This is a genomic window from Paenibacillus protaetiae, from assembly GCF_004135365.1.
GTDB classification, from domain to species: Bacteria; Bacillota; Bacilli; order Paenibacillales; family Paenibacillaceae; genus Paenibacillus_AP; species Paenibacillus_AP protaetiae.
The window spans coordinates 3,361,573-3,386,615 of record NZ_CP035492.1 but is presented as its reverse complement, the minus strand read 5'-3'; the positions used below and the strand labels follow the sequence as shown (position 1 = coordinate 3,386,615).

Sequence of the window (25,043 nt, the reverse complement as noted above, 5' to 3'; positions counted from 1 at the left end):
GATAGTTTTACTGCCGTATAAAAAAATGCACCTTTGCCGCCCTGCTCGTTTTTAACGGCAGTTTGCTGGCGGAAAAGATGCATTTTACGGTTATGGTTATTTTTTCAAATGATAGGGAACCGTCGTCACAACAATATCTTTATGCCGCAGCAGGAACGCCCGGATTAACAAACTGGACTGGTTATGGAGCACATTATGCCAGCTTTTTTTCGGAATAAACTGCGGGATAATGACAGTCACCCGGTAGTTCGATTCGCTTGCTTTATGCTGGACCGTATCCAAAAACTTCATAAGCGGCTGAACGATGCTTCGATAATGGGAATGGAGCGTCACAAGACGGACGTCAGGCTGCCACTTGCACCATTTTTCCTCAAACTGCTTCTCCGCTTCCCTCTCGAAAGCAATATATACCGCGTAAATCTGATCCGGCTTTAAGGACTTCGCATAGTTCAGCGAGTTCTCCACAACATGGGTAATCCCGGCTACCGGAACGATGATAATATTGCCTTCGACCGGCACAGCAGGCTCGCTGTTCGCTACACGCAGCTGTTCGCCTACTGCATCGTAATGGCGTTTAATGCTATGGAACATGTACACGATCAGCGGCAGGAAAATAAGCACCGGCCATACATGCACAAACTTCGTGGCAAAAAAGATCATCATCACGCTGAAGCTGATCAGCGCACCGATAAAGTTAATAATCAGCTTTCCAGCCCAGCCGCGCGGCCGGGTACGGTACCACTTCACCATCATCCCGGTTTGCGCAAGCGTAAACGGGATAAATACGCCAACCGCATACAGCGGGATGAGCTGCTCCGTTTTGCCTTCAAAGGCGATAATCAGAATAATGGACAATATCGCCAAAAAGAGAATGCCGTTGGAGTACCCGAGCCGGTCGCCGCGGACCGTAAACATGCGGGCAATATATTTATCTTTGGCCAGATTCACCGCAAGCAGCGGAAACGCGGAATACCCCGTATTCGCCGCCAAAACCAAGATGAGCGCTGTTGTCGCCTGAATGAAGTAATACATCGCATGGCGCCCGAAAGTCATGGACGCGATTTGCGAAACGACGGTTTCTTTTTCGTTTGGCGCGATGCCGTAATAATAAGCCAGGTAAACAATACCGGCAAAAAGCACGGCAAGCAGCAAGCCCATTGCGGCAAGCGTCTTGGCCGCATTGCGCGGCGCCGGCTCCTTAAAGTTCGGAATCGCGTTCGAGATGGCCTCCACGCCGGTCAGCGCCGAACTGCCGGACGCAAACGCCCGGAGCAGAATGAACAGCGAAATGCCCGCTACCGGCGTGCCAAGGGAAGCATGCAGGTCGGGCGATATTTGTCCGGTCGCGATCCGGTACAGGCCATAGCCGATCATAATGAACAGCGCTACCACAAATAAATATACCGGGTAGGCCAAAATGCTGGCCGATTCCGTTAAACCCCGCAAATTCAATATTGTAATAAAAACAACCAATACGCAGCTAATCAGCACGTTGTAATCATGCAGTTCCGGAAAAGCCGATGTTATCGCATCCGTTCCGGCGGAAATGCTGACGGCCACCGTCAAGATATAGTCGACCAGCAGAGATCCGCCCGCCACTAATCCGGCATTGATGCCCAAGTTTTCTTTGGACACGACATAAGCGCCGCCCCTTGAGGATAAGCATGAATCACCTGCCGGTAAGATAAAATCAAAGCCAGCAGCAAGATAAGCACCATGATGCCAATCGGAATGGTATACCAGAAAGCAATGGCACCCACTGTCATTAATACGATTAAAATCTGCTCCGGTCCGTATGCAACCGAAGACAAGGCGTCAGACGATAATATCGCCAGCGCCTTCGTTTTGTTAAGCTTTTGCTCGCCGAGCTCCGCTGATTTCAGCGGCCTGCCAATGAGCCATTTTTTGATGGAAGAAAACATCTCCCGCACCCCGATCTGTTATCTGTTCTGTTTATTTTTTAGCATACTGATGCTATTCTGTTTCTCATCATACACATTTTATTGCGCTTGTATAGATGCAAAGTGATTATCTAGTACAATAGAAGGATAGGACTGAACAGGTGAGGTTATCCCGCATGCGCAACAAAACATCCAAACCGCTATACATGTTGCTGCTGGTTTGTATGGCGGCTGCAATCGGGTACGAACTGTGCAAGCTGTTTGTATTTGACCCGCAGCTCACTCATTTTTTACAGCAAAAACATAAAACGGAGTCCGGCCGGCCGCTGCATGTTCCGTTATGGCTGACGGTCATGAACGTCCACGTCGCCTTTGCCTGTCTGGCCGCAGTGTGCGGCGCGTTAGGCTTCTCCGCCGCACTTCGGCGCAGGAGCCAAAGATTCCACAAGTGGAACGGCTTTGTTTATCTTGCTTCCGTGCTGCTTGTTTCGCTTACTTCCGGCTACATGGCTCCCCATGCTACCGGCGGCGTTCCCGCCAGCATATCCTTTAATTTGCTCAGCGTGTTATGGCCGGCTTTAACTGTCACCGCCCTGATCAAAGCCGTTAAACAGCAGCAGGCGGCACATCGCCGGTGGATGATCCGCAGCTTCGTCTTCTGCTTCACCAATGCGGCCATTCATCTCTTTACACTGCTGCTGGGGCAGGCAACGGCGTTATCTTACGAGGACAGCTACGCCATAAGCGTCTACGCAGCGGCTGCCGTTCTGCTGTTTGCCGCCGAGCTTATTATTCGCTATTTACAGACAGAAAAAAACGCTCCGGCATAAGCCGCAGCGTTTTTTTTCTAGAAATGCAAACCGATTAAGCGTGCCACTCCAATTGGCGTCCGCCAATCAAATGGTAATGCAAATGATGTACCGTCTGCTGGCCGTGCTCACCGGTGTTCGTAATGACACGGAAACCCGACTCATCGACGCCGGTCAGCTTCGCCACTTTCTGCAAAGCAAGATGCAGATGGCCGATCAGCTCTTTGTCTTCTTCCCCAATACCCAGCAGCGAAGGGATATGTTTCTTCGGAATCGTCAAAATATGTACGGGAGCAAGGGGGCTGATGTCTTTGAAAGAGACAACATGCTCGTCCTCGTACACCTTTGTGGACGGAATTTCACCGCTGACGATTTTGCAAAAAATACAGTCCATCGTCCTTCTCCTTTCGTTCTACCGGCTGCTAAGCCATTCCCGCAAATCTTTTTTCTTGATTTTGCCGGAGTGGGTCATCGGCAGCTGCTCCATAAATTCAAGCTTATCCGGGAATTGGAACTTCGCAAGACCACGTTCGCCCAGAAAATCTCTCATTTCTGCCAGTGTAAACGGAGCGGCTCCTTCTTGCAAGACGATACATGCAACCGTCTGCTGGCCCAGCGTCTCATGCGGCGCGCCAACTACGGCGACCATCTGCACCGCTTCATGTCCGGCAATCACATCCTCGACGCCTTTCGGGTCGATTTTCGTGCCGCCGCGGTTAATGACATCGTCTACGCGGGCGATAAAAGCGTAACGGCCGTTGGCATAGCGGCGCAGCAAATCGCCGGAATGGAACCACCCGTCTGCATCCCATTGGCGGCTGGCCGCAGCCGGATTCTCGTAATAACCTGCGCTGAAGTTTGGCCCGCGGGCATACATCTCGCCTTCGGCTTCCGGTTCTGTCAGCTCGTTGCCTTCTTCGTCCACCAGCATCACTTCCAGGCCCGGAATTTGCAGGCCAAGCGTGCTGCTGATTTCCTCCAGCGAATCTTCAGGGCGGGTAGCGACCACCACAAGCCCTTCTGTCCAGCCGAACATGCCGCCGACTTTAAAGCCGCCGTCCGCCTGCAGCTGCTGCAGCACCGTGCTTGGCACCGGCGCGCCTGCATAAATAAACAGCTTAATGCTGGACGTATCCGTCTCTTTCAGCTTCGGCGACTTGGCAATGTGGATAATATGCGGCGGTGCGCCAACGAGGAAATTGGGCTTCTCCTGCTCAATCCAGCTGAGCACGCGGCTTGCCGCAAAGTGGTCGATCAGCAAAATCCGGCCGCCTGTCACCACGGTCATCAGAACGCCGGCCAGCATGCCGGTCTGATGGTAGATCGGCGCCAAATCAAGCACCGTATCACCCGGCTTATAGCCAAAGTTTCGGGCGTAGGCGCGCGCTGCCCATATATAGCTGGCATGCAGATGGACCACGCCTTTCGGCGAGCCTGTCGTGCCGGACGTAAATACCATCAGGAAGCCGTCCAGCGGCTGCGCTTTGTTAGCTTCCAGCACCGATTGTTCCAGCTGCTCGCCGCTGCTGCGCATCGCTTCAAACGAGATCGTGCCTTCCTGCGCCAGCCCTTCATCCCCCCGCAAAATAATATGCTCAAGGCTTGGAACGGAGCGGCGTACATCCAGCGCCAAATCATATAACGTTTGTCCGCGGTAATGGTCGGCTACAATCCAAATCTTCGACTTCGACTGCTCCAGGCTGCGAACGATCGCATCCCGCCCAAGGTCAATTTGCAGGCAGACGCTGACCGCGCCGATCCGCGCGATACCAAACACCGCGACGATGTAATCCAGCACGTTCGGCAGCTGCAGCGCCACGCGGTCGCCGCGGCGGATACCCAGCTCATACAGACCGGCAGCGAAAGCTTCAATCTCCGCCCACAGCTCGCGTGAAGTCAAGCTGCGCCCTTCGTCCCGGTGGACCAGGTCCGGAAACCGTTCAACGCTGTTTTTCAGAACATCAACAAACGATTCCTGGGTCCATACACCTTGATCCAAATAAGCTTGCGCTCTTTCTTCCGTTAAGGTTCTTCCTTGAAATTCAAACATTTCCCGTTCTCCCCCCTGCTTGTCCTATTTTTGTTGCTGCAAAATGTAGTTAACGATGGATATGACCGTGTTCATATCTCCCAACTCGGATTCGGGAATGCTAATCCCGAATTCGTCTTCTACCGTAATGACGAGTTCCGTCAGGTCAAGCGAATCCGCGCCGTAATCATCGACAAAATGTTTGTCGTCGGCCAGTTCTGACAGATCAATGCCAAGCTGCTGGTGGACCAGCTCCCTTACTTTGTTCACCAGCTGTCCTTTATCCGTTGTTCCTCCCACTTTATCCAACCTCCAATGTTATAATCAGGTTCGCAAGCAATGCTTTGCCGGCTCTTGTATATTTTCATGCTAATATAATTATGTTAGCATATAACATGTTGTCAGTTTCATTATACAATTAAATTTCCGATTACGATAATACCTTTTCCGTTATAAATCGTTTTCTAAACGCGAATGATGAAACTATTCACAAAGGAGGATCTTTCACACAATGACTGTCCAAACCCGTATCGTCGTCACAGGAATGGGAGCTGTAACACCATTTGGCGTGGGCGTCGCTCCCTTCTGGGAAGGGATTGTTTCCGGCCGATCCGCTGTCACGGAAACACAGGACGAGCTGCTGAAGCAATGGGCTCCCGCAACAGCCGCAGCAATCGGCTTCCAGCCCGAACAGCATTTAACGGCAAAACAAATTCAGCAAACCGACCGTTTTGCCCAAATGGCGCTTGTTGCCGCAATGGAGGCGTTCAAAGACGCCGGTTTCGCCAATGCGGAGGAGCTGACCGCCCGCTATGCGCCGGACCGGATCGGCATCGCCGTGGGCAATTCGCTGGGCGGAATTCAAACTGTCGAAGAAGGCGCAACCCGCCTTGCAGCGGGCAAATCATCCAAAGTAAGCGCAAGGCTGGTGCCCAAAGCGCTGCCGAACGCGGCAGCGGCTGCGCTTGCGAAGGAATACGGCATTCACGGCCCTGTCATGACCTATTCCGCCGCCTGCGCTTCATCGGCCAACTCCATCGGCGAAGCCGGCTATTGGCTGCGCCTCGGCGAAGCCGATATCGTGCTTGCCGGCGGCACGGAATGCCTGTTTAGCCCGCCGATAATGTCCAGCCTCCGCTCTGCGGGCGCGCTGGCGCATGAAGGCGCGGACTATGCGGCATGGAGCCGGCCGTTCGACAAGAGCAGAACCGGTATGGTCATGGGCGAAGGGGCTGCGTTTGTGGTACTGGAGACGCTGGAAAGCGCCAAAGCCCGCAATGCCGTTATTTATGCCGAACTGGCCGGCTATGGCACCTCCAACGACGCTTATCACGAAACATCCCCGGACCCGTCCGGACAAAGCGCCAAGCTTGCGATGCAGAAGGCGCTGCGGAGCGCCCGGCTTGAACCGCAGGATATCGACTACATCAACGCCCACGCCACGGCAACGCCGGCGGGCGACCGCGCCGAGTCGGCCGCCCTGCTCAGCTTGTTCGGCGAGCATCTGGACCGCATCCCGGTCAGCTCCATTAAAGGGGCGATCGGGCATTTGCTCGGCACCGCGGGGGCGATCGAAAGCATCGCCTGCATTAAAGCGCTGTGCGACGGCGTATTGCCGCCAACCATCAATTGTGACGATAAGGAAGAATGGGCCCCCGCAGACATTATTCCCCATAAAGGCCGCGCTCAACAAATCAAACGCGCGCTCAGCAATTCCTTTGGTTTCGGCGGGCAAAACGGCGTGCTCGTCTGGCAGCATGCCGGTCTTGCGGAATAACGGCTGCCCGCATCGTTGTAACAACATAAAGGCGTCCCTTCCCGGAGTGGAAGGGACGCCTTTATTTGAGATGCTGCTCCGGTGGACAGACTCCTTCAGCCGCAGCGCTGCCTCAGGGGCATTCAGCCCCTCAGCTGCGCACGGCCAGCCGCCGTGCGCCGGCGTTTGCCTCCGCTGCCGATACTGCATGCAATGAGCAGCTGGGCTGCGAAGTAAGTGAGCATAATGCAGAAGCCTGCAGCCGAAAAAGCATGTACAAACTTGTTCCAGGCGAGTATCGAGTCCGAAGCGACAAACAATACCGCTCCAGCCGCCGCATAACCGTTTCCGGTCATCAGCGCCAGCCAGCACATAAGCGATAAAACGATAACGTAAACAAGCACCGGAAGCCACAAGCCGGACTGCGTGCTGTCGTTCATCAGGCTTTCATGAAACCGGACTGCCATCCACGAGGAGTAAGCGGCAATCGGCACAACCGACAGCGCCAGCAGCCATGAACGTTTCAGACGCGGCAGCATAGCCGCCGCATACAGCACATGGCCTGTCAGGAAGGAGCCAAGCCCCGCCGTAAACCAGCTGTCGCCATCCATAAGCAGGCAGGCATCTCCGGCTATGCCGAATACAAGGCCGGCTACGATGAGCGTTGCATATAAGCGGCTGCCGCCGCTTTTGCCCGCAGCGAAAGCAATAATAAGCAGCATCGGTGCCAGCTTAAACACCCAATGCAGCGGCTCGCTGTCGGCGGATAAGGTAACCAGATGGATTAGTCCTGTTGCGATAATAAGCGCAAACAGCCACTTACGAAACAATAATGCCACAACCTTCCGACATTTTTATTTTACCGTCGCTTTTCCCGCCGAAATGCCGCTCTCTGCCGGCCCAAGCCGATTCGTTCCCATGCGCCGCCTGTCACAGCTGCCGCCGATCCGCTCCGATTTGCCGCATTTTAGCGGCTGATGCCCGCCTCGCTCCAAGGCTGCCGTACGGACCGGATGGTTTCTCCCGTACGAACGGCTTCTTCAATCAGCCACCCGATATAACAATCCTGTGAAGCTTCCGCCAAACTGTAGAAGCTGCTTCCCCCTGCCGCGTATTGCCCCATTTTCAACAAGCAGGCGGCAATGGCAATCTCATCGTCGTACAATCTGCCGGGCGCAAACGGATTCTCATACACCCATTGGTCGCCTGCCATAATGCCCTGCAGGAAATAACCTTCCTGATTTTCGTATTCGCCTTTGTTAATCCGTTTGAGATCTATCCGGACTTGCCGGCATGCCTGATCCTGCGCTGTAATCCGGTTGTCGGATATTTCGCCCCGCTCGCCCCGGACGTTCAAATGGTTGAAGCGTGTCCATGAGCGATGCTGGTCTTTTGTAAAATCGTAAATGCCCAGCTTGTTGCCTTCAAACGTCAGCCAAGCCAGCACGCGCTCCGACTTGGCGAGCTTATCCTCCTTCGGAGGGCCGCTCCGGTCCGGTCCGGCAACCCATTCCGAATCAAACTGCATCGCCTGAACGCGCACATCTTCGAAACGGACGCCAAGCATTTGACGGATGAGGCTGACCGCATGGTAATAATGCGAGATGGACACGGTCGTTTGGCTGACCGCCCCAATCCGGCCGGACTCCATAACGGCCAGCCGCGCCTGCTGGATCGGGTGAAACTGGTATTGCTCGGCGATTTGGATTTTGGCGCCAAGCCGCGCCATTGTCTCATTCAGCGCCAGCAGCTCCTCCAGCGTCCCCGCCGGCGGCGTTTCTGCCAAAATCGGCACGCCCCGCTCCGCCAGCTGCTCCATATAGCCGGCTGCAACAGAAGGACTGACCGCCAGCACGGCAAAATCAGAATGCTCCCGCTCGAGCAGCTCCTCCAGCGAAGCGTATACCGGTACGCGCCACCGTTCCTTCATCGCCTGCCCTTTGACGCTGTCCCGCACCACAAGGCCGCTTACGCGAAACCACTCCGGCAGCGCTTCGGCAATCCGTAAAAAATATTGCGCGCGGAAGCCCGCTCCACCCACAATGCTGAATGCAATAGGTTTATTCATGCCGGCCGCTTATCCTTTAACAGCCTGCACGGCCGTCTGCAAAGCGTCGATGACACGGTCGCACCATACATCAAATTCCGGGTCTTCAACCTGATGCTCGGGGTGCTCCAATATATAGCGGATGGTTTGCTTCACGCCTTGATCGAAACGGGTATCCGCCACAAAGCCGGGGACCAGCCGCTTCAGCTTGCTGTTGTCGAATACAACGGAGTTGGCTTTGTCGCCAAGCAGGCCGCCCCTGTAATCTTCTGTGCTGCAGGCGTCCAGAAACTCCGAAGCGACATGAACAGCGTTCAGCTTCACGCCAAGCGCGTCCGCGATCGCTTCATAAATCTGGTTCCACGTCACCGTCTCATCGGACGTAATTTGCACCGCTTCGCCGATCGCATGCAGGTTGCCCATCAGTCCGATAAAACCTTTGGCAAAATCGCTGTTATGCGTCATCGTCCAAAGCGATGTCCCGTCCCCGTGAATAATAACCGGCTTGTTCTCCAGCATCCGCTTTGCGACCTGCCAGGTGCCTTTGCTGCCGTGTACGCCAAGCGGAATGGAGCGTTCGTCGTATGTATGGCTCGGGCGCACAATCGTAACCGGGAACCCTTCTTCGCGGTACAGCTTCATCAAATAATCTTCGCAGGCGATTTTGTTGCGCGAATATTGCCAATACGGATTCGATAACGGCGTTCCTTCCGTAATACGGTAATCGGATAATGGCGTTTGATAGGCCGAAGCCGAGCTTATAAAAATAAACTGCTTTGTTTTGCCGTTGAACAGACGGTAATCGCGCTCCAGCTGCGCCGGCTCAAAAGCGATAAAGTCTGCAACAACGTCGAAAGCCATGCCTTCTATCAGCTTGGCAACCTGCTCCTCGTCGCGGATATCCGCTGTAATGACTTTGGCTCCGGCCGGCAAACCCGCATTCCGGCTCCCTCTGTTGAGCAGATAAAGCTCACAGCCTTGCTCCAGGAGCTGCCTCGTAATAGCAGAGCTGATCGTTCCTGTTCCTCCAATAAAAAGCGCTTTCATTTTTTCCACCTCCGGCATATTTTCAAACAATACGGTCCCGCTTTTCACAGTTTAAGATAGCATGCGTTTACCGTCAAAACAACCTTTTCCTTTCCTTCCAGCCCTTAAATAGACACGGATGTCCGCCATATCTTTCTTTTTTATTTACAAAATTTAAACGCCGCCGAAACAAACCCTTAACATTCGGTTGTTAATCTAGCTCGGACTCATTATCAAACTTAGATTAACAAAGGAGACTGACATGAAACAAAAATATGTAAAACCATTTGCTGTTCTGCTTACTCCGGCCCTTGCTCTCGGCATGCTGAATGCGGTGCCGCCGCATCATGCAGCAGCTGCAGCAAGCAGTGAGCCTGTCGTACTGTTAGCCGGCGACACTACATGGCAATTCAATGATCTTGGCAACAATCTCGATGGGCAAAACTGGAAAGATGCATCGGACGGCTCCGCTTGGAATAGCGGGCAAGCTCCGCTTGGTTTTAAAGATTCCGGCGCAGGCGTTTCCTCGGACTTGTTCGGCTCGTTAAAAACGAATGTGAGCTACGGCAGCGATAAAAGCAATAAATACATAACGACCTATTTCCATACTACTTTAACGATTGACGATATGGACAAGGTGAACAACTATTGGCAAATTCTTGGCAACTTTGCTGTTGACGACGGTGCCGTGCTGTATGTGAACGGCGTTGAAGTGAAGCGGTTCAGCATGCCGGAGACCGGTGACATTACGTATTCAACTGTGGCAACAACCAATTTAGATAAACCCAGCAATTTTGCAAATGTTGATCTGACAAGTGCGCTCAAAGCTGTTCTGCGGCAGGGCGATAACGATATTGCCGTTGAAGTGCATCAATCGACCAAAGGCAGCTCGGACCTGTACTTCGACATGTCCCTTACTGCAATCCCGGATGCTCCGCCAGTAGACGTAAGCAAGGTAACGGTGACGTTTAACGGCGACCCTACCACCTCCAAAGGTTTTACCTGGTATACGCCGCTTTCTTCCAAAGACAGCACGCTGCAAGTCGTGGAGAAAACAAGCGACACGCCTGACTTTACGAATGCCTTGGAATTCGAAGGCGCTGAACAGGTGTCCGGAAACGATGCTTCGCAGTATTCGCATAAAGCAAAAGCTGACGGCTTGCAGCCGGATACCGCTTATTACTTCCGGGTAGGCGACAAAACACTGAATGCATGGAGCGAGGCCGGAACGTTTGAGACTGCCCCTACAGGCGGCGCTTTCTCCTTCATCGACCTGACGGATACACAAGCACAGGACTTGGAAGAAGCTGAGATTTCCGCGCATACGATCAAAACCGCCCTGGAGACCGTACCTAATGCAGAATTCGTCATGCATAACGGAGATGTGGTCGAGCATGGCACAACGGAACAGGAATGGGAGTGGCTGCTTGGCAGTTCGGAAGAAAGCCTGATGCATACGACGATCGTTCCGGCTTCGGGCAATCATGATGTCAAAAACTCTGCTTTTTATCAGCACTTTAATGTAGCGGCTCCTGCGGGCTCACAAACGGTAGACGGCGCTTATTATTCGTATGATTACAGCAATGCGCATTTTATCGTATTGGATTCCAACGAAAACTCTACCGATTACAAAAACTTCTCGCCGGAGCAAATCCAATGGCTGAAAGATGATATCGCAGCAGCCAAAGCAAAAGGCATCCAGTGGATTATCGTCAACATTCATAAAGGCCCTTACACAACGGCTAATCATTCGACAGACAGCGATATTGCCGGAACCAACGGCGAAAGAACGACCATTGCGCCGCTGATGAACGAGCTTGGCGTAGACCTCGTGCTGCAGGGCCATGACCATATTTACGCCCGCACGAAACCAATCAAACAAGATGGTACAGCAGAAACCCCGGCTGTCATTACCGAGACCGTAAACGGACAGTCCATCAATTACTCGGTGAATCCGGACGGCACCATCTACTTGATTCCGGAAACGGCAGGGGCAAAGGTCTACTTCAAAAATACGGGTCTTTCAGACGAATACTTGAGCCTGTTTGACCGCAACGAAGAAAACCATTCAAGAGTTTACGGCGATACAACAAGCGAAGCCCGCGGCCAAGTGCAAAATTTTGTAGGCATTACGATCGACGGAGACAAGCTGACAGCCGTTTCCTATGAAATCGATGCGCACAAGAGCAGTGAGCCATTTGTAATAGATACATTTGGCATCAGCAAAGCAGCTGACAACGGCTCCGGCGACGGTTCCGGCAATGGCTCGGACAACGGCTCCGGCGACGGTTCCGGCAATGGCTCGGACAACGGCTCCGATAACGGTTCCGGCAATGGCTCCGGCAATGGCTCCGGCAACGGCTCCGATAACGGTTCCGGCAACGGCTCCGGCAATGGCTCCGGCAATGGCTCCGGCAACGACACGCCAACGGTTCCTTCTGAGCCTTCTCAACCGACCCAGCCGGTCCCATCTGTCAATCTGCATGATATTACCGGCCACTGGGCGCAATCGGCTATCGAACAAGCGATCCAAACCGGATATATTAACGGTTATGAAGACGGCTCCTTCCGTCCGAACCAAATCGTCAACCGTGCCGAGTTTATTACGATGATTGCACGGGCGATGAAGCTTACCGCATCGAGCAGCAGCCTGAGCTTTACAGACGCTGGCCAGATTCCGGATTGGGCTGCCCAGTACGTTGCAGCTGCTGCACAAGCTGGCGTGATCAGCGGTTATGAAGACGGCTCCTTTGGCGCTGCCAATCCGCTGAGCCGTGCAGAACTGGTAGCTATGATCGTCCGCGCGAGCGGCATTGCCGTTGATCCGAATGCTACGCTTGCCTTTGCCGATGCGAAAGACATCCCTGCCTGGGCCGTCCCTTACATTGCAGCGGCCGTTAAAGCGAATCTGGTACACGGCGTCGGCCAAAACCTGTTTGCGCCAACACAAACCGCAACAAGAGCAGAAGCTGTTACCCTCATTAACGGGCTTCTCGGCAGCTTGAATTAGATCGTTTTATTTCAGAACAAACCCGTTCCTTCTGGACGGGTTTGTTCATTTTCCCAAAAGTTGAGGTTGATTATACTTGTCAAAAAATAAATAATAGGAAGCGAATCTTTTTTCGTTTCATTTTGTATAGATGTGATAACGCTTGTCGAAAGCTTATCGATATCAGAAAGGTTGAAACAGGCATCATGGAAATTTCTCATGCAACAACCGGGCTTAAACAACAGCCGGCGAAAGAAAAGTTCCCGGTCTCGCTGCTGTCGCTTACGGTCGGCGCCTTCGCCATCGGAATGACCGAGTTTGTTATTATGGGCATTTTGCCTAATGTGGCGGAGGATTTGAAAGTTTCGATCGCCTCGGCCGGCCAGCTGATTACAATGTACGCGCTTGGGGTAGCGGTTGGCGCGCCTGTCTTAACCGTCCTCACGCAGCGCATTCCGCAAAAAAAACTGCTGTGCCTGCTCATGCTGCTGTTTATTTTCGGCAACGGCATTTCGGTATTTGCGCCGAATTACGCCGTGCTGATGGCCGCCCGTATCGTTACTGCCTTGACGCACGGGACTTTTTTTGGCGTGGGGGCCGTTATCGCCTCCAACCTGGTGCGCCCCGACAAACGCGCCGGCGCCGTCTCCATTATGATGGCCGGCTTGACGATCGCCAACATTCTTGGCGTGCCGCTTGGCACCTACATCGGGCAAAACTTGGGCTGGCGCGCTTCATTTGCTTCCATTGCCATCATGGGCGTTATTGCGCTGCTGGGCATTATCGCTCTTATCCCTAAGCTCCCGCAGGAGAAACCAATGGGAATCAAGCAGCAAATTGCGGCGCTGGCGAACCGGAAGCTGGCGATGTTTCTGCTCATTTGCGCGCTGGGCAACGCCGGGCTGTTCGCCGTCTTTACGTATGTAACACCGCTTCTTGTAGAAGTAACCGGCTTCGCCGAGCATAATGTCACGTGGATCCTTGTGCTGTTCGGCATCGGCGTAACGGTAGGCAACATCATTGGCGGCAAACTGGCGGATTGGCGGCTTATGCCGTCGATACTCGGCACATACGCCTTCATCGTACTTGCGCTGACCGCGCTGACATTTACGATTCATAATGAAGCGGCTGCGGTGGTCACGATCTTTTTGTGGGGGGCAGGCTCGTTTGCCGTCATGCCGGGCTTGCAGGTCCGCATCATGAGCGTTGCCAAAGGGGCTCCGGCGCTCGCTTCCACCTCCAGCCACTCTGCCGGCAATTTGGGCAATGCGGCCGGCGCTTTCGTCGGCGGCTGGGTCATTACGAACATGTCCCTTTCCTCCCTGCCATGGACCGGAGCTATCCTTGTCGCACTTGCGCTGGCCGTTGGCGCAGCCGGCTTTATAGCGGAACGCAGAGCGGCTAATGAAAAAGCCTAAATAGCTGACCGGTGTTTTTCGTAAAGCAGAGATCCCGCTTATTGCCGGGTCTCTGCTTTTTGTATAGACTCTTGCCTCATGTTTGCAGCCGCCGCTCTAACTGCCTGCTCCGGCTATCCATATTTCATACATAATTACGGCAGGCTCCAATTGCATACTTAAATAGTGGGGCGGCTGAGCAATCAGCCGTTTGTTGTGTTCCTATCGGCCGTATAATTGGAGGCGCAATTCGCAACCCTACGAGTTGTTCTGTACTCTGTCCTCAAAATAGCTTACTATAGTTGAGAAACCATAAATTATTGAGTAATTACTCATACAATAGCCAATCAAAAGGAGATCAGCACTTATGACCAATAAAGCTCCCGCTATGGAAATCGGCATCAGCACGTTTCTGGAGGCTACGCCTGATCCGGTTACGGGACAGCCGTACAACCATGCCGAACGGCTGCGCAATGCCGTTGAAGAAATAGTATTAGCCGACCAGGTTGGACTGGATGTATACGGCATCGGCGAACATCACCGCGCAGACTATGCGGGAACGGCTCCCGCAGTCGTGCTGGCAGCCGCAGCCGGACTGACCAAACGGATTCGCTTGACCAGCGCCGTCACCGTCTTGTCCTCGGATGACCCGGTCCGTGTTTATGAATCATTTTCGACACTGGACGGCATCTCGAACGGCCGTGCGGAAATTATGGCGGGACGCGGCTCCTTTATCGAATCATTCCCGCTGTTCGGCTATGACCTTCAAGATTATGACGAACTGTTTGAAGAGAAATTGGACCTTCTGCTCGCCATCCGCCAATCGGAGAAGGTGACGTGGCAGGGCAAGCATCGACCGGCTATTCACAATCTTGGCGTCTACCCCCGTTCCGTGCAGGACCCGCTTCCCGTATGGATTGCAAGCGGCGGCAACCCGGAATCGGCGATCCGCGCGGGCGTACTGGGCTTGCCGATTGCGTTCGCCATCATTGGCGGCATGCCGGAGAAGTTCGCTCCGTTGGTTAACCTGTACAAGCAAGCGGCGGCGCGCGCCGGCCATGATCCAAGCAAGCTGCAGATTGCTACCCATTCGCATGGCTTCATTGCGGATACGACGGAGCAGGCGGCCGACTTATTTTTCCCGTCCACACAGGCGCAAATGACCGTTCTTGGACGTGAGCGGGGATGGCCGGCTTATACCCGCGAAGCGTTTGATGCTGCACGGAGCATGCGCGGCGCGCTTTATGTCGGCGATCCGGAATATGTGGCGGAGAAGATTGTGCTGCTTCGCCAAAACCTGGGCGTGGACCGCTTTTTCCTTCATGTTAATGTAGGCACAATGCCGCATAAAGAAGTGCTGCATGCCATTGAGCTGCTTGGAACAAAAGTAGCTCCGCTTGTACGCAAAGCGTTAGCGTAAATAAAAGCATATCCGCCTTTACAGCCTGCCGGCCTGTCCGGCGGGCTTGTTTGCTGTCTATTTAAACTGAGTTTATAAAGTTGTCGTAAGCTTAACGCAACTTACAGAACTGAGGTGACTTCCCATTTCACTGCAAAAGAAACAAAACAACAAACTGCTCGTCATGATCGGCCTGGCTCTTGGCCTTATATTCTCCGAGCTGGACGAAACGGTCGTTTCTACCGCCATGCCAACCATTATACGCGAGCTTCACGGCCTTGCTTTGTACGGCTGGGTAGCCGGCATTTATATGCTTGCCGTCACGATGTTTATGCCGATTATCGGCAAACTCGCCGATATATACGGCCGCAAGCGGGTGTACTTGACTTGTATGGGCTTGTTTATGGCCGGCTCCATCATCAGCGGTCTGGCTGGCTCGATGACCTGGCTGCTGATCGGCCGGGGCGTTCAGGGCATCGGCGCCGGCGGGCTTATGCCGCTTGCGCTGGTCATTATCGGCGAATCGTTCCCGCTGGAGCAGCGGGCCAAAATTCAAAGCTTGATGGGGCCGCTTATGATTTTGCCCCAACTGCTTGGACCAACGGTCGGCGGCTATCTGGTCGGGCATGTCAATTGGCACTGGGTATTCCTGATTAACATCCCGATCGGCCTGATCTCAGCAGCCGTGATGGCTGGCGGCATGCGCGAATCCATCGCCGAAGAGAAACGCTCCATCGACTGGCTTGGCGCGGCGACCCTTATGCTGGCGTTATTCTCGCTGCTGATGGCTCCGGTGCTGGTCGATAACCAAGGTTATTCATGGGGATCTCCGGTCATCGTCGGCCTGCTGGCTCTATTTGTGATCATGACCATCCTGCTGATCATCATCGAATCGAAAGCGAAGGAACCGATTATTCCGCTGCATTTGTTCAAAAACCGGAACGTTGTCGTATTGTCCTTACTAGTATTTGTCCTGATGCTGGGTCTGATGGGCGGCATCTCCTTGTTCCCGTTTTTCGCGCAAAACGTAATGGGGCTTACCCCTACTGGGGCCGGTTATTTAATGCTGGCATTTATGGGCGGGGCGATTCCATCGAGTATCGTTAACGGCTTCCTTATTACAAAGATCGCCTACCGGAACCTGTTTATCGTATCGTTCCTGCTGCCGATTGTCGGATTTTTCATGCTGATGAATCTGTCGGTCAGCGTTACCGTCTTGTACGTCATCATCAGCTTCTTTGTGCTTGGCGTCGGGCTTGGCGCTTTGTTTGGCGGCGACAATCTGATCGTGCAGGAATCGGTTGCAGCCAAAGACAGCGGCATCGCCTTGTCGACCGTGCAGCTGGTCCAGTCGCTTGGCGCTACCATCGGGCTCAGCGTATTCGGCAGCCTGCTGTCCCGCCATATTAAGGAAGGCATTGCAGGCATAAGCAGCCAGCTGCCTGAAGGGGCAGAGCATATTGAGACCGGCGGCATTCCGCAGGATATCGCGCCCGATCTGCTGCTGCAAATCCGGACCGTGTTCACGGAGTCCTTCCATAACATGTTTGCGATCTCCTTTGTATTTGTAATTGCCGCCTTCTTTATTTGCTGGTTTTTGCGCAAAGAAATATTGTCCAAAAAAGAAGAAACCGTCAGCGCATCCTAATGCGCGGCGGTTTCTTCTTTTTATCATTCGGGCCTGCCTGCCCCATTCCGGGGCCCTTCCAGCCGCCCGAAATAATCCATCACAAACTGCCGGAACCGCTGCGCGGCGACGGACATGTAATGCTTATTTTGACCAAGGCGATGGCAGACAGGCTCATGAAGAGCCGCATAAAATTAACCCTAAGCGCGGTTCAAATAACGGCGAATGCCTTCTGCCGCCAAATAATGATCTTCTTCGCCCGTTAAGCCGGTAACCGTCACCGTGCCGATCTTGCCGGCGCCGCGGACGATAATCGGGAACGACCCTCCTTCGCCTTGGTAATCCGATTCCGGCAGGCCGGCGCTTTCCTTGAAGGTTGTCCCTTTGGCTTTATAGCTTTCGCCTACGTACAGGGAGCTGTGGCCAAAATGGTTCACCACGTTTTTCTTCGTTTTAATCCAATAGCTGTTGCCTTCGTTTGTTCCCGCCATATAGTGCGTAAACAGCGGATGCTGGTCGTTTTCGATATGTACCGCAATTCCCTTCTGAAACTCCGCTTTCGCAAGTTCGATGATGGTTAAGCCTAACTGAAGTGCGTCCTCATTCAAAAAAGCATCAAATTGCAGATCCTCTTCCTGTTCAAGCAGCGTATTCAATAATTCGCTCATCGGGCTCCCCTTCTCCACCATATTGATATCCTGTTTACTTCACCATTTTAGCACGAAAACAGGTCTCAGAGCGCTTGCTACATCGGGTCGAAAATCGAATATACGTAAAATAGTGCAAGGAAAATGTATGATGGTGCAAATATTCGGTTTTTCGTATATAATTACAAAGAAGTGACTAGAAGAGCTTCCCGAAATGTTTAAAAGATTGCATTTTTATTCAAATAAATGCGGTTTTTTGTTCGGGAAAGACTTTTTGCGTCGTCCTAATGCGTGACACTAAAGCATTGATGCAGTGAAGGAATGAACAACAAATTTAAAAGAAAAGGAAGACAGTGGCAAACATGAGTACTGTTCAAGAATTGAAACAAGAATCTTTGCAAGCTGCCCGCGAGTATGTCCATGAAGTGTATGAGACCGTCAAAAAGCGCAATCCGGGCGAATATGAATTTCATCAAGCTGTAAAAGAAATTTTTGACTCTCTTGTTCCTGTTTTCGCCAAACACCCGAAGTACAAAGAAAATGCGATACTCGAACGGATCTCCGAACCGGAAAGACTGATATCGTTCCGTGTGCCTTGGGTCGATGATCAAGGCAAAGTGCAAGTAAACCGCGGCTTCCGCGTGCAGTTCAACAGCGCCATCGGGCCTTACAAAGGCGGTCTCCGCTTCCACCCGTCTGTTAATGCCAGCATTATCAAATTCCTCGGCTTCGAGCAAATTTTCAAAAACTCTTTGACCGGCCAGCCGATCGGCGGCGGCAAAGGCGGTTCCGACTTTGATCCAAAAGGCAAATCCGACAATGAAGTCATGCGCTTCACACAAAGCTTCATGACCGAACTGTCCAAATATATCGGCCCGGACGTTGACGTTCCGGCCGGCGACATCGGCGTCGGCGGCCGTGAAATCGGTTATATGTATGGGCAATACAAACGGATGCGCGGCGGTTCTGAAGCCGGCGTGCTGACAGGCAAAGGCATTGGCTACGGCGGAAGCCTGGCCCGTACCGAAGCTACCGGCTACGGCTGCGTTTATTTCGTGAAAGAGATGCTGAGCGACAAAGGTTTGTCGTTTAACGGCAGCACGGTTATTGTGTCCGGCTCCGGCAATGTGTCGATCTACGCGATGAAAAAAGCGATGGAGCTTGGCGCTAAAGTGGTTGCTTGCAGCGACTCCAACGGTTATGTTTATGATCCGAACGGCATTGACCTCGAAACGGTTATCCAGCTGAAAGAAGTAGAGCGGAAACGGATTTCCGAATATGCAAAAGCCCGTCCAACAGCCGAATACTATGAAGGCTGCACCGGCATCTGGACGATCCCTTGCGATATCGCTTTGCCCTGTGCAACGCAAAATGAAATTGACGATCAATCGGCCAAAATTTTGATCGCGAACGGCGTTAAAGCGATTGGCGAAGGCGCAAACATGCCGTCTACGCTGGAAGCGATTGACCTGTTCCTGGCAAACGGCGTTTTGTTTGGACCTGCCAAAGCGGCTAACGCAGGCGGCGTATCCGTCTCCGCGCTGGAAATGGCACAAAACAGCATGCGTCTGGCATGGACTTTCGAAGAGGTGGATGCCAAGCTGCATGACATTATGACCAACATCTACCAGAGCAGCATGAAAGCGGCGGAAGAATACGGCCATCCCGGCAATCTTGTCGTAGGCGCCAACATTGCCGGCTTCCTTAAAGTAGCCGACGCTATGCTTGCGCAAGGCGTTATTTAACCGCTTATTGCCCTTCTGTATTCGTTGATTCCTTTCACAACCAATCGTCCCCGGCGGCCTGCTTGGCAGCCCGGGGGCGATTTTTTTTTGCCTGAAACGCAGCTGCAAAATAATGCGTTCCGCTACGTTTTTGGATCATAACGTAAATTTGTTCTCATTTTTTTCAAACTTAACGTTGACGTTAAGATTAATGATGTGCTATTTTACACTACAGGGCACAATTGTAAATTAGAAGAAAGGTGGGATACTCATCTATAGAATTGAGGACGTAGCTAACATGGTCGGATTAACGAAGCGGACCCTTCGTTATTATGAAGAAATCGGGCTGCTTCCTCCACCGGAACGGAGTGTAGGCGGATTCCGGCTCTATACCGACAAGCATGTGGAACACCTCAATCGGCTGATCAACGCCCGCGATGTGCTTGGCTTCTCCTTGCAGGAGCTTCAGCAGTTTGTAGCCATTGGGGAACAGTTCAACAATCAAAGAGCCGAGATCAGGCAGACGGAAGACAACGCAACCCGATTAAACAAAATCGCAGAGATGGAGCAGACCATCAGCGAGCAGCTGCATCTGCTCGATCAGAAGCTGGAAAAGATCAATGCGGTACGAGCGGACTTGAATCAACTCAATGAAAAGCTGTTGGCAGCAAAAACTAAACTTTTAAACGATATGGAGTGACATTTTCCGTGGCAACCACAAATGCAAAAACCGCACCGGCCTCTATTCCCGCCCAAGGCGGAATGTTAAGCCAGCCGCGTGCCGTATGGGCTGTATTTTTTGCCGGTATCATCGCCTTTATGGGTCTGGGTCTCGTAGATCCGATCCTGAAAGAAATTGCTGTGAAACTGGAAGCTACCCCAAGCCAGGTCAGCTTGCTTTTTACAAGCTATAATGCCGTCATGGCCGTAGCCATGCTCATTACCGGCACCGTAACTTCCCGTATCGGCATAAAAAAAACGCTGCTGCTTGGCGTTGTTATTATCGCGATCTTCTCTTTCCTCGGCGGCATGTCGAACAATATTTGGGTGCTCGTCGGCCTTCGCGCCGGCTGGGGTCTAGGCAATGCCTTTTTCGTAGCAACGGCTTTGACGGCAATCGTATCGCTGTCCACAAGCGGCGTTGCGAAAGCGATTATTTTATATGAAGCGGCAATCGGCCTTGGCATTTCCGTTGGCCCGCTTGCCGGCGGCGAGCTTGGTTCGATCTCGTGGAGAGGCCCATTCATGGGTGTCGCTACATTGATGGTCATTGCTTTCATCGCCATTCTGGTCATGATGCCTAGAAACGCCGGAGCGCCTGCAGCAGGCGTGAAAGCGCCGGTGAAAAAAACTTCGCTGCTTGATCCGTTCCGCGCGATGAAACACCGTTCCCTTGTTGTTTTTGGTTTGACAGCTTGTTTCTACAACTTCGGCTTCTTTACCCTGCTTGCCTTTGGGCCATTTGTATTGGAAGGCCTGAACATCCATCAGCTTGGCTATGTATTTCTTGGCTGGGGCCTTCTGCTGGCGATTACGTCGGTATTTATGGCGCCTTGGCTGCAGCGGAAATTCGGCACCGTCAAATCAATGGCAGCGATGCTGACTTTATTTGGTTTGACGCTGCTTGCTATGGCCATCTGGACCGACAAGCAATGGGTTATCATCGCTGCCATTATTTTTGCCGGCGCTTTGCTTGGCAATAACAACACGCTGATTACAACAGGCGTTATGAACGCGGCGCCGGTTGAACGCTCCACCGCTTCGGCAGCGTACAGCTTCCTTCGTTTTGTAGGCGGCGCAATCGCTCCTTATTTCGCAGGCAAACTTGCCGAATGGTTCAACCCGCATGTACCGTTTTACGTTGGCGCAGGGTTCGTGATCCTGTCGGTGCTGTTCATTTTGGCTAACCACAAGCATGTGAAGCATGTCGACCATGCCGGCGGCCATTAATATAAAAAGCATACCTGGATAAAAACAAATGGTGCGGCACGGTTAATTCCTGCCGCACCATTTGTTTGCGTCTGTCCGAGCCGAACCCCGGGCGTTGCTCTAGCGTCGAATGCCCGGTTTTGAGCGCAAGGCCAAGCTGTGCAGCCGGCTTCGGGAACAAAGCCGGAGACCGGTGGAAGCAACAACTGCAAAAATGCAGGTGATTTCAGCTATTTTTCGCTGAAATTGGACTTTACATGCAAATATGCAGCTAATGATAGCTGAAACCGCACAACATGTGATTTTTCAAAGGAATTACCTGCATATTTGCAGTTGTTCGTCTCAAACGTCCTTTTTAGAGCAAAATCAAATGCCTATTTACATCTTGAGCAGCAATCAACAACATTCATCCTATTGCTTGTCTATTGCTGTGCAAAAACAAAAGGCTTGCGGCAGCCTATGCCGAAGCCTTGCCAGGTTCATGATGTTTTATAAATTTTACCGGCAAGCCATGGGCGCGGGGTGTGGCATAAACTACGGTGCGGCGCGGCTGGCGGCTGACGCTCTTCTTCTTTGCAGCCAGCTTCTTCCGCTCAAGGCGTGCGCCGGGTACAAGCCTTTGCTTAAGCTTCCCTTTCGGTTTCCGTTTCGTTTTGGCAACTGGTTTCCGTGTCAGCTTTGGTTTCGGCTTTTTTCCCGCCTTTTTCTTCAGCAATAAAGGCCTCGTCGTTATCCCTGTATGGCGAAGATGCGGCCATATCGGAATGGGGAAGTTAAAATTAACTTCCGCCTCTTCAAACTTGGCCGCTGCAGCCTGAGATGCGGCGGCTACGGTCACCGCAGCTTTTGCTTGCAAAGGCTGAATCGTGTCGGCTTTCAGCTCCGTTGTGCTGGAGATCGTGCTGCCCGGCCTTTCATCTTTGGCGATCATATACGGCCAGCTCAGCCACAAGCTTGCACCGGCTGCAAGCCGGTCAAACCATTCGATGGTGCCGCGCAGCGAATCAGTGAGCCGGACTCCGGTCAGATCGGCGCCGCTTTCATTGCGCACCTCCAAATTAAACCAGACCGTCTCGCCCGGCCGTGCTTGGGCAGGAGAAACAAATTTGTCGATCATAACGGGCGGCCCTTCAATCCGCGAATGCGCCGTTCTATCGGCATCCTCGCCGGTATGGCTGCCCCACGGCGTAAACTCGCGGTAATGGCTGTATAAAGGGAAACCCGGCGACTGAGGGTCCCAACATTTTAATTCTCCGGCGAAATGAAGAATTTTATCTTCGTATGATATATTTTCATCCGGATCGACAAATGTATTAAAGCGTTCCGGCATCGGAAGGTATTGCTTGCCGAATACGGAATTGAGAATATCCTGATCCGGCAATGTGGTTTTGGGGTAAGTGCGCAGGAACGTTAAAATATCCTCGTACCAGCCTTCTTTTTTGCGGATATTGTCCAGATCAAATAATATGACGCCGGAATTAAAGTATACGGCAGGGTCAAGCCCAAATACGGCAACTTCATCCGCTACTTGCAAAATGCCCTGATCCCATGTCGCCGCCAAATAATGTCGGCCAAGGTCGGTTTTCCACAAGTCGGTAATATCCATCGTAACCAATAAGTCGCAATCCAGATATAATGTTTTATCTTTCATAATAAGCTTAGGAAGCATCAGCCTGTAAATGCTGGCGAGCGACCAGGTATGAACTTTCTCCGCCGCCTCCGCCGCTGCAAGCAAATCGTCCGGCAACGTCACGGAGTAGAAATAAATATCATGCTTGTAACGCCTGGCCAGTTCAACGAGCCGGAATTTGTTCACTTCATTCAAGGATTCGTCATGCAAAATATGAACATTTATTGGCGACTTTGTATTTTTAAATACAGATGCAAGAACGACACCGGCGTGCTCTGTATATTTGCCGTTTCGGTCGTGGAACGTCATTGCGAGCTCAATCATCCCGTGTGCTCACCTCACCATGATGGATATCTCGATCAACTAATAACCAGACGATTCATTTATATGGAAAGCTGCGCCATTTGGTAAAGGCAGCTGCCTGAGGGTCCGCAAAATGGACCCGCCTATTTTACTCATCCTGCCATACATGTTTGCCTGAAAAAAAAGCTGCCTTGCGGCAGCAGCTCCCCAACCGTTAGCACGCAGCTAACAATTAAGGCGCCGTTTACACAAGGCAGCTTTTCTATATAGGCGTTATGTACCGCAAAAGGTACGGTAGCCCGGGTCCGGTTCTGCCGGCGGTTTCGCATATTCCGCTTGCTCCGGCCGGTGCGCATAAGGCTCCGCCAGAACCTCAAGCAGCCGGTGCATGACGCTGTAATCATCCCGCTCCACAGCGGCATCAAGCGCCGCTTCTACCAGATGGTTGCGCGGAATAACAGCGGGATTGCTGCGTCGCATCCGTTCGCGGGCTTCCGCGAGCGGCTGCGGCTGACGCCCAAGCCTTTCCTGCCAAAGCTGGTACCACTGCTTGCCGTCCGGATCGTCGGCGAATAGGCCGTCCTCCGCCTCCGGCTTGCCCAAGGTAAGCGTCAGGAAAGTGCCGGTATAATCTGCACGATGTTTTTTCATCAGGATGAGCAGGCTTTCGATGATGGCTTCGTCTTCCGGCTCCTCGCCGAACATTCCCAGCTTCGCGCGCATGCCGGCCAGCCATTCGTGCCGGAACCGGTCGGCGAAACCGTCCAGCGCAGCTTGCGCCAGAGAAATCGCCTGCTCCTCGTCCCGATGCAGCAAAGGCAGCAGCGTCTCGGCAAAACGCGCCAAGTTCCAGGCCGCAATCCGCGGCTGGTTGCCGTAGGCGTAACGGCCTTCCGAATCAATGGAGCTGAATACCGTTGCCGGATCGTATGCATCTATAAACGCGCATGGGCCGTAGTCGATCGCTTCCCCGCTAACCGCCATATTATCGGTATTCATGACGCCGTGAATAAAGCCGGCCAGCTGCCATTTCGCGATCAGCAAAGCCTGACGGCTGGCGATCTCTTCAAACAGGCCCAAATAACGATCCGCCCGCTGCTCCAGCTCCGGATAATGCCGGCGGATCGTATAATCGGCCAGCGCCTTCACGTCTTCTTCCGTCCCCCATGCAGCCGCATACTGGAACGTGCCGACACGGATATGGCTTGCAGCAATACGGGTCAATACCGCGCCAGGCAGCACGGTCTCCCGGTATACCGGCTCGCCGGTAGCCGCAACCGCCAGGCTGCGCGTTGTCGGAATGCCCAGCGCATGCATCGCTTCGCTCATGATGTACTCGCGCAGCATCGGCCCAAGCGCCGACCGGCCGTCGCCGCCCCGCGAATAAGGAGTGCGGCCGGAGCCTTTCAGCTGAATGTCGACCCTTGCGCCTGCCGGCGTTAGATGCTCGCCGAGCAGCAGCGCCCGCCCGTCGCCCAGCCGGTTGAAATGGCCGAACTGATGGCCGGCATAAGCTTGCGCAAGCGGTTCCGCTCCATCCGGCACCCGGTTTCCGGCCAGCTCCGCCGCCCCTTCCGTGCTGCGAAGCGCTTCGCTGTCCAAACCAAGCGATGCCGCCAGCGCTTCATTCACGACTACCAGCTGCGGCGCCTGCACCGGTGTTGCGTTATGCCGCGTAAACAATAGCTCCGGCAGCCGGGTGTAGCTGTTGTCGAACCGCCATCCGATCGTTGTTGCCATTCGTTCATTCCGCCCCTTTATGAATTGATCAACCATTCCTGCTCCTGCCCTCCAATGTTCCTTCTTCTAGCAAACGGGGGATACCGTCTT

18 protein-coding genes and 1 pseudogene are annotated in these 25,043 nt (G+C 53.1%); 9 read left to right on the top strand and 10 right to left on the bottom strand.

All coding sequences use genetic code 11. The annotated features are described in order from the left end of the window. Nucleotides 1-96 precede the first annotated feature (96 nt). Nucleotides 97-1,922, bottom strand: a pseudogene (locus ET464_RS15660) (APC family permease). Between the two features lie 155 nt (nucleotides 1,923-2,077). Between ET464_RS15660 and ET464_RS15655 the strand changes: the two are divergent. Then, nucleotides 2,078-2,731 (top strand): DUF2306 domain-containing protein, encoded by a 654-nt coding sequence (locus ET464_RS15655; RefSeq protein ID WP_129442448.1) that lies wholly within the window; start codon nucleotides 2,078-2,080, stop codon nucleotides 2,729-2,731. Nucleotides 2,732-2,765: 34 nt separating this feature from the next. Here the strand turns inward: ET464_RS15655 and ET464_RS15650 are convergent, their stop codons facing one another. Genes ET464_RS15650 through acpP form a run of 3 tightly spaced genes read right to left on the bottom strand, consistent with a single transcriptional unit; the run spans nucleotide 2,766 to nucleotide 5,039 of the window. Next, nucleotides 2,766-3,104: a histidine triad nucleotide-binding protein gene (locus ET464_RS15650; RefSeq protein ID WP_129442445.1), complete on the bottom strand. Its 339-nt coding sequence runs from the start codon at nucleotides 3,102-3,104 to the stop codon at nucleotides 2,766-2,768. An 18-nt stretch (nucleotides 3,105-3,122) separates the two neighbouring features. Beyond that, on the bottom strand, nucleotides 3,123-4,760 hold the full coding sequence (locus ET464_RS15645; RefSeq protein ID WP_129442441.1) for a class I adenylate-forming enzyme family protein: 1,638 nt from the start codon (nucleotides 4,758-4,760) through the stop codon (nucleotides 3,123-3,125). 24 nt (nucleotides 4,761-4,784) lie between these two features. Beyond that, nucleotides 4,785-5,039: an acyl carrier protein gene (acpP, locus tag ET464_RS15640; protein ID WP_129442438.1), complete on the bottom strand. Its 255-nt coding sequence runs from the start codon at nucleotides 5,037-5,039 to the stop codon at nucleotides 4,785-4,787. Between the two features lie 211 nt (nucleotides 5,040-5,250). Here acpP and ET464_RS15635 point away from each other — a divergent pair, with 211 nt between their 5' ends. Beyond that, on the top strand, nucleotides 5,251-6,516 hold the full coding sequence (locus tag ET464_RS15635; protein WP_129442435.1) for a beta-ketoacyl-[acyl-carrier-protein] synthase family protein: 1,266 nt from the start codon (nucleotides 5,251-5,253) through the stop codon (nucleotides 6,514-6,516). Nucleotides 6,517-6,638: 122 nt separating this feature from the next. Here ET464_RS15635 and ET464_RS15630 read toward each other — a convergent pair whose 3' ends face one another. The 3 genes from ET464_RS15630 to ET464_RS15620 form a co-directional block, all read right to left on the bottom strand. Then, nucleotides 6,639-7,325 (bottom strand): lysoplasmalogenase, encoded by a 687-nt coding sequence (locus tag ET464_RS15630; protein ID WP_165280026.1) that lies wholly within the window; start codon nucleotides 7,323-7,325, stop codon nucleotides 6,639-6,641. 137 nt (nucleotides 7,326-7,462) lie between these two features. Further along, nucleotides 7,463-8,563 carry a Gfo/Idh/MocA family protein gene (locus ET464_RS15625; RefSeq protein WP_129442429.1) on the bottom strand — a complete coding sequence of 367 codons (1,101 nt, stop codon included), beginning with the start codon at nucleotides 8,561-8,563 and terminating at the stop codon, nucleotides 7,463-7,465. A gap of 9 nt (nucleotides 8,564-8,572) precedes the next feature. Continuing rightward, a complete protein-coding gene (locus ET464_RS15620) occupies nucleotides 8,573-9,589 on the bottom strand; it encodes an SDR family oxidoreductase (protein WP_129442426.1) in 1,017 nt (338 codons plus the stop codon). Nucleotides 9,590-9,830: 241 nt separating this feature from the next. On the opposite strand from ET464_RS15620, the gene ET464_RS15615 reads away from it, so the two are divergent. The 4 genes from ET464_RS15615 (at nucleotide 9,831) to ET464_RS15600 (ending at nucleotide 17,001) form a co-directional block, all read left to right on the top strand. Continuing rightward, nucleotides 9,831-12,578: an S-layer homology domain-containing protein gene (locus tag ET464_RS15615; RefSeq protein ID WP_244226563.1), complete on the top strand. Its 2,748-nt coding sequence runs from the start codon at nucleotides 9,831-9,833 to the stop codon at nucleotides 12,576-12,578. A gap of 185 nt (nucleotides 12,579-12,763) precedes the next feature. After that, nucleotides 12,764-13,975, top strand: a complete 1,212-nt coding sequence (locus ET464_RS15610) for an MFS transporter (protein WP_129442424.1) — start codon at nucleotides 12,764-12,766, stop codon at nucleotides 13,973-13,975. 346 nt (nucleotides 13,976-14,321) lie between these two features. After that, nucleotides 14,322-15,374 carry an LLM class flavin-dependent oxidoreductase gene (locus ET464_RS15605; RefSeq protein ID WP_244226562.1) on the top strand — a complete coding sequence of 351 codons (1,053 nt, stop codon included), beginning with the start codon at nucleotides 14,322-14,324 and terminating at the stop codon, nucleotides 15,372-15,374. 163 nt (nucleotides 15,375-15,537) lie between these two features. After that, nucleotides 15,538-17,001 carry an MDR family MFS transporter gene (locus ET464_RS15600; protein WP_129442421.1) on the top strand — a complete coding sequence of 488 codons (1,464 nt, stop codon included), beginning with the start codon at nucleotides 15,538-15,540 and terminating at the stop codon, nucleotides 16,999-17,001. Between the two features lie 179 nt (nucleotides 17,002-17,180). Here the strand turns inward: ET464_RS15600 and ET464_RS15595 are convergent, their stop codons facing one another. Continuing rightward, on the bottom strand, nucleotides 17,181-17,648 hold the full coding sequence (locus ET464_RS15595) for a heme-degrading domain-containing protein (RefSeq protein WP_129442418.1): 468 nt from the start codon (nucleotides 17,646-17,648) through the stop codon (nucleotides 17,181-17,183). Nucleotides 17,649-17,989: 341 nt separating this feature from the next. Between ET464_RS15595 and gdhA the strand changes: the two genes are divergently transcribed. The 3 genes from gdhA (at nucleotide 17,990) to ET464_RS15580 (ending at nucleotide 21,301) form a co-directional block, all read left to right on the top strand. Beyond that, complete coding sequence (gene gdhA, locus ET464_RS15590) at nucleotides 17,990-19,372, top strand: NADP-specific glutamate dehydrogenase (protein WP_129442416.1); 1,383 nt, start codon at nucleotides 17,990-17,992, stop codon at nucleotides 19,370-19,372. 277 nt (nucleotides 19,373-19,649) lie between these two features. Continuing rightward, nucleotides 19,650-20,051: a MerR family transcriptional regulator gene (locus ET464_RS15585; protein ID WP_129442413.1), complete on the top strand. Its 402-nt coding sequence runs from the start codon at nucleotides 19,650-19,652 to the stop codon at nucleotides 20,049-20,051. 62 nt (nucleotides 20,052-20,113) lie between these two features. Next, nucleotides 20,114-21,301, top strand: coding sequence for an MFS transporter (locus ET464_RS15580; protein WP_129444468.1), 1,188 nt, complete (start codon nucleotides 20,114-20,116; stop codon nucleotides 21,299-21,301). Nucleotides 21,302-21,737: 436 nt separating this feature from the next. Here ET464_RS15580 and ET464_RS15575 read toward each other — a convergent pair whose 3' ends face one another. Together ET464_RS15575 and ET464_RS15570 are read right to left on the bottom strand one after the other, a co-directional pair. Beyond that, a complete protein-coding gene (locus ET464_RS15575; protein ID WP_129442411.1) occupies nucleotides 21,738-23,234 on the bottom strand; it encodes a glycosyltransferase in 1,497 nt (498 codons plus the stop codon). Nucleotides 23,235-23,486: 252 nt separating this feature from the next. Continuing rightward, entirely contained in the window at nucleotides 23,487-24,953 is a 1,467-nt protein-coding gene (locus ET464_RS15570; RefSeq protein WP_129442408.1) for a protein adenylyltransferase SelO, read from the bottom strand. Between the last annotated feature and the right edge of the window lie 90 nt (nucleotides 24,954-25,043).